General features: G+C 44.1%; 11 protein-coding genes. 8 read left to right on the top strand and 3 right to left on the bottom strand.

The annotated features are described in order from the left end of the window. Nucleotides 1–53 precede the first annotated feature (53 nt). Genes ggt through FLA_RS22240 form a run of 3 tightly spaced genes read left to right on the top strand, consistent with a single transcriptional unit; the run spans nucleotide 54 to nucleotide 3,333 of the window. Nucleotides 54–1,769 carry a gamma-glutamyltransferase gene (ggt, locus tag FLA_RS22230; protein WP_076374474.1) on the top strand — a complete coding sequence of 572 codons (1,716 nt, stop codon included), beginning with the start codon at nucleotides 54–56 and terminating at the stop codon, nucleotides 1,767–1,769. 19 nt (nucleotides 1,770–1,788) lie between these two features. Next, on the top strand, nucleotides 1,789–2,310 hold the full coding sequence (locus FLA_RS22235) for a DUF1572 family protein (RefSeq protein WP_076374476.1): 522 nt from the start codon (nucleotides 1,789–1,791) through the stop codon (nucleotides 2,308–2,310). Nucleotides 2,311–2,325: 15 nt separating this feature from the next. Continuing rightward, a complete protein-coding gene (locus FLA_RS22240; RefSeq protein WP_076374478.1) occupies nucleotides 2,326–3,333 on the top strand; it encodes an aminotransferase class I/II-fold pyridoxal phosphate-dependent enzyme in 1,008 nt (335 codons plus the stop codon). Nucleotide 3,334: 1 nt separating this feature from the next. On the opposite strand, the gene FLA_RS22245 is transcribed toward FLA_RS22240, so the two are convergent. After that, nucleotides 3,335–4,396 carry an isoaspartyl peptidase/L-asparaginase family protein gene (locus FLA_RS22245; RefSeq protein WP_076374480.1) on the bottom strand — a complete coding sequence of 354 codons (1,062 nt, stop codon included), beginning with the start codon at nucleotides 4,394–4,396 and terminating at the stop codon, nucleotides 3,335–3,337. 167 nt (nucleotides 4,397–4,563) lie between these two features. Between FLA_RS22245 and FLA_RS22250 the strand changes: the two genes are divergently transcribed. From FLA_RS22250 to FLA_RS22265, 4 genes are all read left to right on the top strand, one after another. Beyond that, nucleotides 4,564–9,255, top strand: coding sequence for a translocation/assembly module TamB domain-containing protein (locus FLA_RS22250; protein ID WP_144263935.1), 4,692 nt, complete (start codon nucleotides 4,564–4,566; stop codon nucleotides 9,253–9,255). A gap of 180 nt (nucleotides 9,256–9,435) precedes the next feature. After that, nucleotides 9,436–11,043 (top strand): phosphoenolpyruvate carboxykinase (ATP), encoded by a 1,608-nt coding sequence (gene pckA, locus FLA_RS22255; protein WP_076374484.1) that lies wholly within the window; start codon nucleotides 9,436–9,438, stop codon nucleotides 11,041–11,043. A 444-nt stretch (nucleotides 11,044–11,487) separates the two neighbouring features. Then, a complete protein-coding gene (locus tag FLA_RS22260; RefSeq protein WP_076374486.1) occupies nucleotides 11,488–13,506 on the top strand; it encodes a tetratricopeptide repeat-containing sensor histidine kinase in 2,019 nt (672 codons plus the stop codon). Next, on the top strand, nucleotides 13,499–14,116 hold the full coding sequence (locus tag FLA_RS22265) for a response regulator transcription factor (protein ID WP_076374488.1): 618 nt from the start codon (nucleotides 13,499–13,501) through the stop codon (nucleotides 14,114–14,116). The genes FLA_RS22260 and FLA_RS22265 overlap by 8 nt, the downstream gene beginning before the upstream one ends. A 51-nt stretch (nucleotides 14,117–14,167) precedes the next feature. On the opposite strand, the gene FLA_RS22270 is transcribed toward FLA_RS22265, so the two are convergent. Together FLA_RS22270 and trpS are read right to left on the bottom strand one after the other, a co-directional pair. Next, entirely contained in the window at nucleotides 14,168–14,803 is a 636-nt protein-coding gene (locus tag FLA_RS22270) for a deoxynucleoside kinase (RefSeq protein ID WP_076374490.1), read from the bottom strand. A gap of 71 nt (nucleotides 14,804–14,874) precedes the next feature. Further along, on the bottom strand, nucleotides 14,875–15,873 hold the full coding sequence (gene trpS, locus FLA_RS22275; protein ID WP_076374492.1) for a tryptophan--tRNA ligase: 999 nt from the start codon (nucleotides 15,871–15,873) through the stop codon (nucleotides 14,875–14,877). Between the two features lie 93 nt (nucleotides 15,874–15,966). Between trpS and FLA_RS22280 the strand changes: the two genes are divergently transcribed. Further along, complete coding sequence (locus FLA_RS22280; RefSeq protein WP_076374494.1) at nucleotides 15,967–16,476, top strand: YdeI/OmpD-associated family protein; 510 nt, start codon at nucleotides 15,967–15,969, stop codon at nucleotides 16,474–16,476. Nucleotides 16,477–16,534: the final 58 nt, after the last annotated feature.

Consider the following 16,534-nt stretch of genomic DNA (forward strand, 5'->3'; position numbering starts at 1 on the left):
CAGCAATTTTACACTTCAACCATACCCGAAAACAACACATTAAATAAATTACAATGAGAAAATTATCCTGCCTTTTTATCCTATTTACCTGGCTATTTCTCCCGGCATATTCTCAGTCTAAAAACAAAACCACCCTAACATCAATTGATGCCTATCACTACCAGGTGAAAAAAGAGAGTGTTTATACAAAAGCAGCCGTTGCCTGCGCTCACCCCCTTGCCAGTGAAGTGGGTGCTTATGTAATGCAAAAAGGTGGTAACGCGTTTGACGCAGCCATTGCTACCCAGCTGGCGCTGGCAGTAGTGTACCCTGGAGCAGGCAATATAGGCGGTGGTGGCTTTTTAATAGCCCGTAAAAAAGATGGCAAACTGCTGGGACTGGACTACCGTGAGCAAGCCCCTGCCAAAGCCAGCCGCGACATGTACCTGGATGGTGCAGGTAATGCGCAAACCCAACTATCGCAAAACGGGCGGCTGGCAGCCGGTGTACCAGGCACGGTGGCGGGTTTATTTGCCACTCTCCCTTATGCCAAACTATCCTTTACGCAACTGATACAACCTGCTATTCAACTGGCAGAAAACGGTTTCGTTATTACCGAAAAAGAAGCCACCAACTTAAATAAAAGCCAGGAAGCTTTTATACAATATAATAGTGTAATACCTGTTTTTGTAAAAAGTGTACCCTGGAAAGCCGGAGATACCCTGGTACAAAAAGAGCTGGCCAACACGCTAAAAAGGATACAAGCCAATGGCGCTAAAGGATTTTATGAAGGAGAAACAGCCGATTTGATAGTAGCAGAAATGAAAAAGGCCAACGGCATTATCACTAAAGAAGACCTGGCAGCTTATACAGTAAAAAAGCGCATTCCCCTGGAATTTGATTACCGGGGCTATCATATTGCAGGATTCCCCCCTCCCAGCAGTGGCGGTATTATTTTATGGCAGGTGATGAAAATGATAGAAAGTTATCCTATGAGCAGTTATGGTTTTCAAAGCACGCAGGCTACGCAGTTAATGGTGGAAGCAGAACGCAGGGCGTATGCAGATAGAGCTAAACACATGGGTGATCCTGATTTTTTTAAGGTACCGGTAGACTCCCTGGTAAGTAAGTATTACATCGCTCAACGTATGCACACTTTTACCCCCGGCAAAGCTACCCCCAGCAGCAATATTCCGAAAAGCAGTTTTCCGGAAAGCGAAGAAACCACCCACATCAGCATTTATGATAAGGAAGGCAACATGGTAAGTATTACCACTACTTTAAACGGCAGCTACGGCAGCAAAACGGTAGTAGGTGGTGCCGGCTTTTTACTGAATAATGAAATGGACGATTTTAGCATTAAACCAGGTGTGCCCAATATGTATGGCGCAGTGGGTGGAGAAGCCAATGCCATTGCACCCGGCAAGCGAATGTTAAGCAGTATGTGCCCGGTGCTGGTTACTAAAAATAATAAGCCTTACCTGGTAGCAGGAACACCGGGTGGCACTACCATTCCTACTTCCGTTTTTCAAACGCTGGTAAACATGATAGACTTTACAATGACACCAGCCGATGCGGTGAATAAACCTAAATTCCATCACCAATGGCTACCGGACGAAGTCTATATAGAAAAAGGATTTCCGGAAACCACTAAACAGGAAATGATAAAAATGGGTTATCACTTTACAGACAGGGCTGCTATAGGCAGAACTGAAGTAATTTGCACACAGGGTAACCGGATATCTGTTGCTGCTGATATCCGTGGCGATGATAGTGTAGCCGGTTTTTAACCCTTCTAAAAAACAACATATGGAAGCAACTTTTTTAAAGGACGTGATTAAACGGTTTAAGAACTACAAAGAGTTGGGCGATAAAACGCTGGCTCAACTGAATGATAAAGACCTGTTTTTTCGCCCCTCGCCTGCCAGCAATAGCATTGCTTTGATTATACAGCATATGTATGGCAATATGATGAGCCGCTGGACCAACTTTTTAACCGAAGATGGAGAAAAACACTGGCGCAGCCGGGATAAGGAATTTGAAGAAATGACCGACAGCAAAGCAGATGTTATTGCGTTCTGGAATGGAGGATGGGAATGCCTGATCACGACACTGGAATCGCTGCAGCCGGAAGATCTGGACAAAACCATTTACATACGCACAGAACCTTTAACGGCTTATGATGCTATATTAAGGCAACTGGCACACTACCCTTACCATGTAGGCCAGATTATCACTATTGCCCGCATGCTGAGAGATGATAACTGGCAAAGCCTGAGCATAGCCAAAGGCGAAAGTGATGCATTTAATAAAAACATGGGCATGCAATAACCATAAACATCACCTATGCTACAAACAACAGGTACACCCACACGCACTATATATGTCAATGGCAGGGAGTACCTGTTTTTTTCGGGCTATGCCTACCTTGGCATGCACCAGGTACCCGCTTTTACCGAGCTGGTAAAAGAAGGAATAGATAGATACGGGCTCAGCTTTCCTTCTTCCCGCATATCCAACACCAGGCTGGATTTATTTGCACAAATGGAGCAACTTTTATCTGTTATCACAGGTAAAGAAGATACTGTATGTATGGCTTCGGGTTTCAGTGCCGGTACACTGGCGGGGAGCCTGCTAACCGAACCGGTGCTGGCAGCCCCCGGCACACATCCTGCCGTGTACAAGCTTACCCCTTCCGGTTTGCCTTATGCTATCTGGACGCAAGCGGTACAGGCACAACATGCTGCGGTGTCTATAGTAGCAGATGCGATAGACATCTTTACTCCTGCATTACACAGTTTCGACTTTTTGCATCATCATCCCTGGTTAACCGTGCTGGTAGATGATTCGCATGGCATTGGCATTACAGGAGAACATGGTGAAGGAGTAAGCAGCCGTTTACCGGCAAAAGTGCCGGCTGTTATTACTTACAGTTTATCCAAAGCTTTTAATTTGATTGGTGGCGCTATCAGTTGCAGTAAAGAACAGGCCGCACAGTTAAGGCAGCAACCCGCCTACACTGCTTCTACTTCTTTATCACCTGCCTTTATGTATGCTTTCATACAGGGACAGGACTTGTATGCCGCGCAGCGAAATCAACTGCATAAAAACATAGCTTTGTTTATAGAGCTGATTCAATCACTGCCCGGCATTCATTATCACCAACAGCTACCCATGTTTGTGTTGCCCGATACGGTGCACGAACAACAGTTGTTGGATCGGGGCATTGTAATCTCTTCTTTCGCCTACCCCAATGCTACAGGTAAAAAAATACAAAGGGTTGTTATCAACGCCCTGCATACCGAAGCCGATTTGCACAACCTGGCAGGGGTACTGCAAAAAATACTGGCTTAATTTAGTTAATGTAAATGTCTATAGCGGTTTCACCACTCGCTTTAATATATCCACGATACATGCCTTTGGTATTAAACGGCATGGCTATGTTGCCTTGTTTGTCTACTGCAATTAAACCGCCATCGCCCCCTAAGGCACTCAGTTGTTTCATAATCATTTCGTTGGTGGCCTGCTGTAAAGTTTCTCCTGCCAGCTCTATACGGTCGCTCACACTTTTGGCCATTACCAACCGTATAAAAAACTCGCCCCAGCCGGTGCAACTGATAGCACAGGTTTTATTATTAGCATAAGTGCCAGCTCCTATAATAGGAGCATCCCCTATTCTTCCATATTTTTTATTGGTCATGCCCCCCGTGCTGGTGGCGGCTGCCAGGTTGCCCTTTGTGTCCAGGGCCACTGCGCCTACCGTGCCATATTTGTAATCCCGGTTGCCTGGTTGCTTTAACAGGACATGAACACTGTCGTGATCTAAACGGGTCTTTGCAGAGTCCAGTTGTCTGGCGCGTTGCAATCCTTTCCAGCGTTCTTCGGTATAGAAATAAGAAGTGGGCACTATGGAGCAACCGCTTTTAGCGGCAAATTGTTCGGCCCCTTTGCCCGTCATCATTACATGTTCACTTTTTTCCATGACGGCCCGGGCGGCAGTAATGGGATTTTTGATGGTGGTTACTCCTGCTACTGAACCGGCCTGCAGGTTACTGCCATTCATAATAGCGGCATCCATCTCGTTCTTGCCTTCATTCGTAAACACAGCTCCTTTGCCTGCGTTGAATAAGGGATTGTCTTCCATCACCTTTACGGCCGCTTCTACAGCATCCAGGGCATTGCCGCCTTTTTTCAAAATGGCATTGCCGGCAGCCAAAGCATCCTGCAAGCCCTTACGGTAGGCTTTTTCCTTTTCAGGCGTCATCTGTTCTTTTACAATAGTTCCGGCTCCGCCATGTATCACCAGCACATAACGGGTGCTGTCACCTCCCTGCCAGGCAAAAGCAGGCATGCCCCATAGCATTATTACAACTGCTATAACCCCACTCATCACTATTGAAAGGCTGTTTTTTCTCATACAAAAATCTTTTATAAAATTTTATCGTTGTTAACTGTTCACATCACTCGCCTATCTGCCCGCTTATCACTATTTTTATCGTTCAAATTACGCAGCTTCTGAAGAAATTTCTGAAAATAACGGGTCGAACCTTTCTTACACTACTGGCAATTCTATTGCTGGCCTGGTTGTTAATTCAGACCGAAACTGTACAAAACTTCATCATACGCAAGGTTACCACCCGGTTGTCGAAAGATTTGAATACCGAAGTGCGTATTGACCATGTAAGCCTTACTTTCTTTAATAAGATGAACCTGGAAGGTACTCTTATCAAAGATTTGAATAAAGACACTTTGCTGTATGCCGGCAAACTGAAAATACGGATTACAGATTGGTTTTTCTGGAAAACAAAGGCAGATTTGAAATATGTAGGGTTAGAAGACGCGGTTATCCATACCTCCCGTAAGGACAATATCTGGAATTACCAGTTTATCATTGATCACTTTGCATCTACCGACACCCTGCCTAAAAAGGAAAAGAAAAGCACACTGGACCTGAACCTGAAAAAGGTGGATTTAAAAAATGTGGATTATATCAGCAACGACCTGTGGGTGGGTGAAAGAATGCAGGTAAAGCTGGGTAGCCTGTTACTGGATGCGGATAAGATTGATTTTTCTAAAAAGATATTCCAGGTAAATGATGTTACTATTGACAAGCCCTACTTTACCATACAGGACTTCGATGGTTTGCGTCCTCCCAAAAAATCTACGGGTCAGCCAGTAAAAGATACCGGCATGTATTTTAACGGGGCCGACATACTGGTGCAGGCGGGGCATATTAAAATTACCAACGGCTTTTTTTCCATAGGCAAGCAGGTGCCCAACTCCGATCCCGGATGGTTTGACGGGTCAAATATTGTGTTCTCGAATATCAACACCCTGATTACGGGCTACACGTTTATTAAAGACACCATGCGGGCCAATATTAATATAGCTGCTAAAGAGCGTTCGGGCCTGGATGTAAAACAGCTGAAAGCCCAGTTCAGGTTTACGCCCCAGATTATGGAGTTTAACAAGCTGGACCTGCGCACCAACAAATCGCACCTGCATAATTACTATGCTATGAAGTATCGTGACTTTAACGATGACATGGGCGAGTATATTGACAATGTAGTGATGGAAGCACGCTTTAACAGCTCGGATGTACACTCTGATGACATTGCGTATTTTGCTCCGGAGCTGCGCACCTGGCATAAGCAGGTTACCATGAGTGGCCGTTTTAACGGTACCGTGGCCGACTTTAACGTGAAAGACATGTTTATGCGAGGCGGGGACGCCACCTACCTTAGCGGCGATTTTGGCATGAAGGGGTTACCTGATATTGATAAAACCAATATTACTTTAACCAAAGGGGTTGCCCAAACCAACTATGCCAATGCCACGGCGTGGTTGCCGCCTATAAAAGGAGTGACCAATCCAAACCTGGCAGCTTTAGGCAATGTGCAGTTTCGTGGCGACTTTAAGGGCACTATCCATAGTTTTACCACCACCGGTAATATCAGCACTGCTTTAGGCGGTTGCTATACCAACACCACGTTACGCCTACCTGTGAAAGGTGAACCCACTTACGAGGGTAACATAACCACTCAACAGTTTAACCTGGGTAAGTTTATAGATGTGCCTTCTATTGGACGCGTAAGCTTTAATGGTAAAATAGCCGGCAGCAGCTTTGACCTGGATAAGATTAAAACCTCCCTGGATGGTTCGTTTAACCAGTTTGAGTTTAACGACTATAGTTACACCAACCTTATTTTCAACGGCAACATACAAAAGAAAAATTTTGACGGGGAGTTTAAAGCCAACGACCCTAACTTTAGTTTTACCAGTAACATCCAGATTGATTTAAAAGACTCTGTTCCGCATGTAAACATACTGGGCGACCTTGCACAATCTAATTTGCAGGCGTTGCATTTTACCAATACCGATTTTCGTTTAACAGGATTATTTGACCTTGACTTCTATGGCCTGAACATTGACCAGTTTATGGGGTCGGCCAAATTACTGAACGCCGGGTTAATACACGACAGCACACGTTTAAGCTTTGACTCGTTAACTATTACGGCTAATTACGATACCGCCAACAGGCGTGTGCTTGCGGTAACCAGTAATGAATTTGACGTATTGATCCGGGGCAGATATACCTTGCTGGATTTGCCTAACAGCTTTCAGTTGTTCCTGAATAAATACTTTCCATCGTATTTTAAAGCGCCTGCCCAAACACCCAAAGACCAGCGCTTTATGGTTACACTGAAAACGCGGAATTTTGAAAGTTATACCCGTGTGTTAGACCCTAAGCTTTCCGGGCTGAACAATGCCACGTTAATGGGAGCTATTAACACCCAGGATTCGGGCACTTTTTTCCTGCGTACAAACATCCCTTATGTAAAATATGATAGTTATATGCTGGAAAACGCCCGCCTGCAAGGTCGTGGCGATTCCATTAAGCTAAAGCTATCGGGTGATGTGGGTAAGGTGTATGTAGGCGACAGTTTGTTTTTTCCTAATACCACGCTGAACATACAATCAGAGAAAGATCACTCTGACATTAAGATAAAAACCAGTGCCAACACCACGCTAAACAATGCCGAGCTGAATGCAGATGTGTATACGCTGGAAGATGGTGTGCGCATTAACTTTCAGCCCTCTTCGTTTGTAGTGAATGATAAAAACTGGATGCTGGAAAAAGAAGGCGAACTGATAATACGTCAGAATTTTGCATCCGCCAGCAACGTACGCTTTACACAAGGTTTCCAGGAAATGACCGTGGAAACCGAAGAGGATGAAGGTACCAACAACAGCACCCTGGTGCTGAAACTGAAAGATGTGAACCTGGGCGACTTTACGCCCCTGTTTACGAAAAAGCCGCGTATGGAAGGTATTGCCAACGGCAACATTCACATGCACGATTTCTTTGGCAAATTTAAGCTGGATGGTGATTTACGTGCCGACCAGTTTCGTTTAAACGATGATTCGGTAGGTGTGGTGTTACTAAAAGGCGATTATAACAGCGTTACCGGCAAGGCAGGCTTTAACATGACCTCGGATAATGCATCGTACCGCCTGAATGCCAAAGGCAGCTACAATGTAAAAGACAGCACCGGCAACCCGCTGGAAATAGAAACCGATTTGAAAGAAGTGAAGGTGACTATTTTAAACCAGTTGCTGGAAGGCCTGTTCAGCAATATTACGGGCATAGCCTCGGGCAACCTGAAGGTAAGCGGCGATCCGAATGCACCAGAGTTGCTGGGCAAGCTTACGTTAAGAAACAGCGGACTGAAAGTAGACTACACACAGGTTTATTACTATATAGACTCAGCAGTGATACGCTTTGAAGAAGACGGTATCAACTTTGGCCAGTTTGGCATCCGGGACATACGCAATAACAAAGGCACGGTGAAGGGCAAGCTGTATGAAAAAGGGTTTAGCAACATGAGGTTTGATTTTGACATGAGCACCCCGCAATTGCTGCTGCTGGATACTAAAGCCAAAGATAATCAGCAGTTTTATGGTCATGCAGTTGGTAAAGCCACCCTTGCTTTAAAAGGGCCGCTGGAAAATATGCGTATGAGCATTGCTGGTGAGGTAACAGATACCACACATATTTTCATCCCCAGCTCGGTAAGCAAGGAAACTGCTGAGGCCGACTTTATTGTATTTAAAAAATATGGTACCGAAATACAGCAGGAAGTAAACTCCAGCACTGCACGCCTGAGCATGGACCTGGATCTTACCGCTAACAACCAGGCTACTATTGATGTGATACTGGACGAGCTAACAGGTGACGTGATCACTGCAACTGGTAATGGCCGTTTGCAGATTAATGTGCCTGCCACCGGTGCAATGACTATGAAGGGCCGCTATAACATTGAAAGCGGACGTTATAATTTCAACTTTCAATCGTTTATACGAAAGCCGTTTATCCTGATGCAGAATGCAGGCAGCTTTATTGAATGGAACGGCAACCCTTACGACGCCATTTTAAATATTGATGCCCAGTATATAGCTGAAAGGGTTACCCTGAACGAACTGCTCAGTAACCAGGCGTTGAACCTGAGTAACTCTAAAGGTTCGCTGATGGGCTATCGCGGCCAGGTGTATGTAATAGCGGAATTACGTGGTAAGCTGAGCAGACCGGATATCGGGTTTAAAATTGATTTCCCTCCTAACAGCGTGGTGAAAAACGATAACGATTTACAATTGCTGCTCACCCGAATTGAAAACGAGCCGAATGAAATGTTGAAGCAGGTAACTTACCTGATCGTATTCAATTCGTTTGCCCCCTACGGCGAAGCACGTACGGGAGCCAATGCCGGTGCTATTGGTTTTAACACCATTTCGGCCGTGCTCACCTCTGAGCTGAACAAACTGGTTTCTAACTTCCTGTATAAGATCACAGGTGATAAAAGCCTGAATTTTGACGTGGGCACCAGCTTTTACAGCAGTGCCAGCCTGTTTGGCAACACGGAAACCGGTAACAGTAAGCTGGACCGGCAGAATATTACCCTGAAAGTAAACAAAAGCCTGCTGGATGGTAAGTTGATTGTAACCTTTGGCAGCGACCTGGATTTTAACCTCAGTAACACCCAGGCGGCGCAATCCGGTAATTTTCAATGGCTTCCGGATATTCGTGTGGAAATTGTGCTATCACGCGACCGTAAGCTGCGGGCGGTGGTTTTTAATAAAAGCAGCATGGACGTAGGCGCTGGCTCTACCACAGGTATAGGCCGCCGTAACCGCCAGGGTGTGAGTATTTCGTATACCCGCGACTTTGAAAAAATCTTTGGCGATAAGCCAAAACCACAGAAAGTGCCCAAGCCCTAAGTTTTTAAATTCAGCAATACCAGCTTGAATATTTTCTTACACAATCGTTAAAAAGCCATATATTTTTCAATTTACCTACATAACAAAAGGCATTTGTTAGATATCTTCTAATTTAGAAGGGTCTCAAAAAACAAACAACCGTAAGTTTTTCACTTACTTTGTTTGTCTAAACAAGTTTCTATGTCTTCGATTATCACGATTGCCGCTCCTGCTGTTCCGCTAACCGAAATGGGTATATCCTGTCCTGTGATCCATTATCAGCTATCTCCCTACGAACTGGTTGATCAGGCCTTACAAAACCACGAAGGTGTATTAAATGATACCGGTGCGCTTTGCATCAACACTGGTGAGTTTACAGGTCGTAGTCCTAAGGATAAGTTTATAGTAAAAGATGCGCTCACTGCCGAAACGGTAAACTGGAACAATTTTAACCAGCCTATTAGTGCTGCTTCTTTTTTACAGTTGAAAAAAGAAATGCTGATTTACCTGAATAAAAAGCAGGAAGTGTGGGTAAGAGATTGCTATGCCTGCGCCACGCCTGCCTTTCGCTTAAGCCTGCGTGTGGTTACAGAAACCGCCAGTGCCAACCTGTTTGCCTATAATATGTTTTTACGTCCCGAAGAGGAAGACATTGACTTTTTTAAACCAGAATGGCAGATCATACATGCACCAGGCTTTACCGCCACTGCTGCTGTACACGGCACCAACCAACACAACTTTGCCATTATTTCTTTTACCGATAAAACCATTCTGATAGGTGGCACGGGCTACACAGGAGAAATGAAAAAAGGCGTGTTTACGGTATTAAACTATCTGCTGCCACAAAACAAACACACGTTAAGCATGCACTGCAGCGCCAATGTAGGCAAAGCCGGTGATGTTGCGTTGTTCTTTGGCCTGAGTGGTACCGGTAAAACCACTTTGAGCGCCGACCCTTCCCGTAGCCTGATAGGTGATGACGAACATGGCTGGAACCATAACCATGTGTTTAACTTTGAAGGGGGCTGTTATGCCAAGTGTATTGACCTGGATGTGGAAAAAGAACCCGATATTTTTCACGCCATCAGAAACGGTGCATTGCTGGAAAACATTGTATTTAAACCAGGTAGCCAACAGGTAAATTTTGCCGATAAAACCATCACCGAAAATACAAGGGTAAGCTATCCCCTGCATTATATACCCGGCTCGGTAGAGCCCAGTATTGGAACCATTCCTAAAAACATCTTCTTTTTAACCTGCGATGCCTATGGGGTATTACCGCCTATCAGCCGGTTAACACCCGAGCAGGCCATGTATCAATACATTAGTGGTTATACCGCCCGTGTTGCCGGTACGGAAGCCGGGGTTACCGAACCTAAATCTACATTTAGCGCCTGTTTTGGTGCTCCGTTTATCCCGTTGCACCCTGCTCAATACGCTGCTATGCTGGGACAAAAATTAAAAGACCACAAAGTAAATGTATGGCTAATCAATACCGGCTGGACCGGCGGGCCTTATGGCGTAGGTAAGCGCATGCAGCTGAAATATACGCGTGCTATGATCACCGCTGCGTTAAAAGGTGATTTAGACAGAGTTACGTTTGAAAAGCATCCCATTTTTGGCATAGCCATTCCTTCCAGTTGCCCGGGAGTGCCAACAGAATTATTAAACCCACGCAGCACCTGGCCGGATGTTGCTGCCTACGATGCTGCAGCACAAAAACTGGCCATTGCTTTTAATGATAATTTCAAGCAGTATGCGGACAGGGTTTCACCAGAAATTTTAGCTGCTGCGCCTTTGGCTTTTTAGTTTTTTTAACTACATTTAACAACTCATATTTTCAAAAACTTTTGAAAATTACGTTAGGGCCTCTTCGATTGCTTCGACATAATAAAACTCCACCGATGACGGTGGAGTTTTTATTTCTAGCATGGCAATGCTATTAAGGAAAGCGACCCGGTAGACACCGCGCCGCTATTGTCCATATCAACCCTATTAAAAAACAGCACAAAAAAAACAGACTTGTTTTCTTCTGAAATATATTGGTAAGCCACATCTACACTGCAACAGGTGTAATGTGGCAGGCAAGAAAGTTAGTTTTTGGTTTAATATAATTTTTCCAAATCTATATGTTCATTACCTTACTTAAGCTGAGCGTTTCTACTCAATTTGGAATAGATATATATAGTCATTTATAGTTATTTTTGGGGAACCGGTACAACTAACTGACTAATTGAATATATTCCTATATCAATGAACGGATTTCAAAGACTTCCTCATACGCTACTGTATAAACTATTGTTGCTTATACTCTTACATGCAATTAATTTCAATTCACCTGTTCAGGCCCAAAAATATACTGCAACGGATAGCGCATCTATTACTACATTATTGCAGGAAGCTGCCCTTATAACAGATAACAGTCCCAAACAAGCTTATGAAATACTACAGAAAGCATTAAATCAAAGTGAAAAAGTTCGCTTTTACCGGGGACGAATAAAAGCACTCACTCGCCTGGGTAACTGGTATTTTGGCAATGATGTAAACACTGCTATTGTGTATGGCAACCGGGCCATGTATTTGTACGATTCCAGCAACCTGAACGACATTAATGTAAAAGCGCCTATTGATGTATTGCTGGCAGAAGCCTACGATGAAAAGGGCAAGCAAGATTCATCGGCTTATTTCTTTTACCGTTTAAGTGATGAAATTGAAAGTGGGCATATTAAAGATGCCAACCTGGAAATAAATGTATACATCAAGCTTACTGTATTCTGGCTACATCTTGATTACGACAGCACCACTATTAAAAATACTATTGGCAAATATGTGCAAACAGCTACCGCAATTGCTGCTTCTTTACCCGAAAACGATCAAAACCGTTACAACAGTTATTTTTTAAAAGGGTTGTACTTTACGGCCACTCTCCAGTACGATTCATCCCGGTATTACTTTGAACAATACCTGCTGAAGCACAAAGGAATAAACCTGCCACGTAGAATATCCACGCTGCTAAATACAGCCGATTGTTATTTGCTGTCGAACAGGCCCGCTAAAGCATTGCCTTATATTGAACAGGTACGACAATTGGGAAATAACCCACAATACAAGACTTCCCTGGCTTTTTTTTTAAGTATTGCCGATTTAATGCGTGATAAGGTTTTATTCCAGGAAAAGAAATATGCCGAAGTAACCCCACTATTGGAAGAATATATTTCGGGCACCAAGCGCAGCGGCAATTTGCTGCGCCACGATGTGGTAGATGCACATCAAATGCTGGCTGAATGTTATGAGCATGCCGGCAATTACCAGAAAGCACTGGAAGAAAACAAAGCCCATCTTCGCTTGCGCGATCAAATGGTACGCAAAGACAAGCTGGATATGGTAAACCGGTTAGAGGTACGTTTTAGGATAGCACAGAAAGACAAGGAACTGGCCGTGCAAAAACTGGCTATTACCGAGGCGCAAAACAAAATGCGCCGAAAAAACTTCTGGATAGGAATTATTACGTTAATAGCCCTGGGACTTACCGCCATTTTTGTGTTACTGCACCGCAACAGTTTACATAAACAAGGTTTACAACAGGAAAAGATCAACGGCTTTCAAAAGCAAATGGAAATTATACGCCTGAACGCCACCATTACCGGCGAAGAAAAAGAAAGAAAACGCCTGGCCCGTGAACTGCACGATGGTATTGGTGGTATACTGGCTGCCGCTAAAATAAACTTTGAACTGGCAGGTAAAACCGAAGCCATACGTGAAGAAGCTGATTTTAAAGACGGTTTAAAGTTGCTGGAAGAAGCGGCAACCGAACTACGCCAGACAGCACATAACATGCTTCCCGATGTACTGGAAAGTAAAGGGCTACTACAGGCCCTGCGCTTGTTTTGCGTAAAAATGGGCAATAACAGTGAAACAGAACTTATTTTTCAGCACTATGGTATTGAGAAAAAATTCAATACTATTTTTGAGCTGAGTATTTACAGGATTGTGCAGGAACTAGTGCATAATGTGGTAAAACATGCCAAAGCTAAACATGCTATTATTCAAATGGAATATACCGGAAACGGCTTATCCATTACCATTGAAGATGACGGCGTAGGAATGCCGGAGAACATTACAGAACAAACGCGCGGCATTGGCCTTACCAATATTTATGACAGGGTGCAGCATGCAGGTGGTATCATAGATATTCACAGCAGCCCCGACAGCGGCACCAGCATTTACCTGGAATTTGAAAAGAAGCCGGATATAACTAACGAAAATGATTAAAGTTGCGATTACTGATGACCAGGCCATTGTGCGTTATGGCGTAAGCCGGATACTGGAAAACGAACCGGATATTACCATTAGCGGTGTTTATGCAGGCGGCGAAAGCCTGTTAACCGGCATTGCCCAAACATTGCCTGATGTGGTGTTGCTGGATATACAAATGCCCGGTAAAAACGGGGTTGAACTGGCAGGTATTATTACCAAACTATACCCTACCATCCACATTATTGCGCTTACCAATAACGATTCGCCTGAGCAAGCACGGGACATGTTAAAGCAAGGTTGCCTGGGCTACCTGCTAAAAGATACAGAACCACGCATTCTGATAGAAGCCATTAAAGCCGTAAACAAAGGCGACCAATACATTTACGACGATTTGAAAAAGCAGCTGTTAAGCATGCTTTCGCAAACCCAGGACAATGTAATTACCCGCCGCGAAAAAGAGATATTACACTATATAGTGGATGGCTTAACCAACCAACAGATAGCCAATCAACTGTTTTTAAGCTTACGCACCGTAGAGAATCATCGCAACCGTTTGCTGCAAAAGCTGGGAGTGAAAAATACGGCGGCATTGGTGAAGCTGGCGATGCAAAAGAAGCTGGTGTGATAAAACAAAAAGCCGGGAAGTGTTTCCCGGCTTTTTTGCAATATGATTTGTTTAGAACAATCCGAATAACATACCATCCACTTTACTGATGATCTCACCCAGATCTTCTTCCTTCTCCACAAACTTATTCTTATCTACGTCGATAATCAGCACAGGACCTTCTGTATAGCTGTCGATCCATTTATTATAAAGCTCGTTTAGCTTTTTCAGGTAATCCAGGCGGATGTTTTCTTCGTATTCGCGACCGCGTTTCTGAATCTGTCCCACCAGGGTAGGAACAGAAGCTTTCAGATAAATTAATAAATCGGGCGGCTGCACCATCGATTTCAGCGTTTGAAAAAACTGGTAATAGTTTTCAAAATCGCGCTTGCTCATCAACCCCATTTCGTGCAGGTTGGGAGCGAATATATTGGCATCTTCATAAATGGTGCGATCCTGTATTACAGTTTCGGTACCTCTATGAATTTCCAGTAATTGATTTAAGCGGCTATTCAGGAAGAAGATTTGCAGGTTAAAACTCCACCTCGGCATGTCTTCATAAAAGTCCATCAGGTAGGGGTTGTGATCTACATCTTCAAACTGCGGAATCCAGCGGTAATGCTTACTGAGTATTTCGGTAAGCGTGGTTTTACCTGCACCTATGTTACCGGCTACGGCAACATGCTTGGGTTTGTTGGTTTTAACCATTCAGGGAATGATTTACTGTTTAGAGAAGTGGTTCAAAAATTTGTAACACGCTTAGCAAAATCCGGGCCGGGTTACAGGTATTGCATACCTACCGCCTTGCGAACTTCTGCTAAGGTTTTGCTGGCACTCGCCCGCGCTTTTTCTGCTCCGCTTGCCATAATTTTTGCCAGATACTCTTTATCATTCTGAATAGCAGCTGCCTTTTCCCGTATAGGGCTCATGAATTTTACCATGTCTTCGGCCAGCTGTTTTTTCATATCGCCATATCTAATAGAACAACCGTTAAACGCAGCTTCAAATTGTTGCACAACATCGTCGGTGCTTACCAGCTTCATCAAGGTAAACAGGTTTTCTATATAATCAGGCTTTTCAGAATTGTGCTCGGTAGGGCCGCTATCTGTTTTCGCCTTCATTATTTTTTTACGGATCGAATCATCGTCATCAGCCAGGTATAAAGTAGCCATCTGATTTTCGCTCTTGCTCATTTTACCTACACCATCCAGGCTCATAATTTTTACCAGTTTGGTGCTGTAGTTAAAGGCATGCGGTGCAGGGAACACATCCCCATAACGGTGGTTGAAACGTTCGGCAAAATTGCGGGCCATTTCAATGTGCTGTTCCTGGTCTTTACCTACCGGAACTTTTACGGCACGGTGCACCAGAATATCAGCCGCCATCAGCACCGGGTAGGTTAATAAACCCGCGTTTACATTTCCAGGGTTTAAACGCACCTTGTCCTTAAAAGTGGTGGTTCTTTCCAGTTCGCCAGTGTAAGCCAGCATATTTAAATACAGGTATAATTCAGCTATCTCGCGCACATCGCTTTGTACGTATAAGGCCACTTTTTCCGGATCAAGCCCACAGGCAATATTTTCAGCAATAACGCGTAGTACGCTACTTCTCAGTTCTTTCGTATCAGGGTGTGTGGTTAAACTATGCCAATCGGCCACAAAAAAATAGCATTCAAACTCTTCCTGCATGCGAACAAAGTTGCGCATAGCACCAAAATAGTTCCCCAGGTGTAAAAAACCTGTGGGACGTATACCGCTTAATACTACTTCTTTACTCATAGGGCGCGAAGATAAAGCGATAATTGGATTTCTGATTTACCCGAACAGCTTGTATGGGTTTTTAATTTTCACTGTTTCCCTTTACCTTCAGGTATGGTTCGTTTTACAGCTACGATACATCAATTTGAGCAGCAGGGCGAGAAAACCGGGTGGACTTACATTGAGATTCCGACCGATCTTACGGAAGAACTGAAACCTGGTAATAAAAAGTCGTTCCGGGTAAAAGGCAAGTTGGATAGCTATGCTTTTTCGGGTGTGAGTTTGTTGCCTATGGGCGGCGGTAGTTTTATTATGCCCCTGAACGCTGAAATAAGAAAAGGCATTCACAAAAAGAAAGGCGCCATGGTAGAAGTACAGATGGCAGAAGATAAAAAATTTGCCATAGTAATGCCTGACGATCTGGCTGCCTGCCTGGAAGATGAACCTAAAGCCAAAGCAGGTTTTGAAAAACTGGCTCCCAGCCACCGTAACTATTACATTAAATGGATAGATAGCGCCAAAACAGAACCTACCCGCACCAAAAGAATTGCCGCAACTATTAACGCCATGTTAAACAACCTATCGTACGGTGAAATGATACGTTCCGAGCGTGAAAAGCAATAGCCATAAAAGCGGAAACACCGATATTTGCATCTATTTAGTCACTATTATATTCTGAGAA

It is taken from the genome of Filimonas lacunae (assembly GCF_002355595.1).
Lineage (GTDB): Bacteria > Bacteroidota > Bacteroidia > Chitinophagales > Chitinophagaceae > Filimonas > Filimonas lacunae.

Coding starts and splice junctions, on each gene's coding strand:
- ggt (WP_076374474.1), top strand. CDS start 54: ATGAGAAAATTATCCTGCCTTTTTATCCTATTTACCTGGCTATTTCTC.
- FLA_RS22235 (WP_076374476.1), top strand. CDS start 1,789: ATGGAAGCAACTTTTTTAAAGGACGTGATTAAACGGTTTAAGAACTAC.
- FLA_RS22240 (WP_076374478.1), top strand. CDS start 2,326: ATGCTACAAACAACAGGTACACCCACACGCACTATATATGTCAATGGC.
- FLA_RS22245 (WP_076374480.1), bottom strand. CDS start 4,396: ATGAGAAAAAACAGCCTTTCAATAGTGATGAGTGGGGTTATAGCAGTT.
- pckA (WP_076374484.1), top strand. CDS start 9,436: ATGTCTTCGATTATCACGATTGCCGCTCCTGCTGTTCCGCTAACCGAA.
- FLA_RS22260 (WP_076374486.1), top strand. CDS start 11,488: ATGAACGGATTTCAAAGACTTCCTCATACGCTACTGTATAAACTATTG.
- FLA_RS22265 (WP_076374488.1), top strand. CDS start 13,499: ATGATTAAAGTTGCGATTACTGATGACCAGGCCATTGTGCGTTATGGC.
- FLA_RS22270 (WP_076374490.1), bottom strand. CDS start 14,803: ATGGTTAAAACCAACAAACCCAAGCATGTTGCCGTAGCCGGTAACATA.
- trpS (WP_076374492.1), bottom strand. CDS start 15,873: ATGAGTAAAGAAGTAGTATTAAGCGGTATACGTCCCACAGGTTTTTTA.
- FLA_RS22280 (WP_076374494.1), top strand. CDS start 15,967: ATGGTTCGTTTTACAGCTACGATACATCAATTTGAGCAGCAGGGCGAG.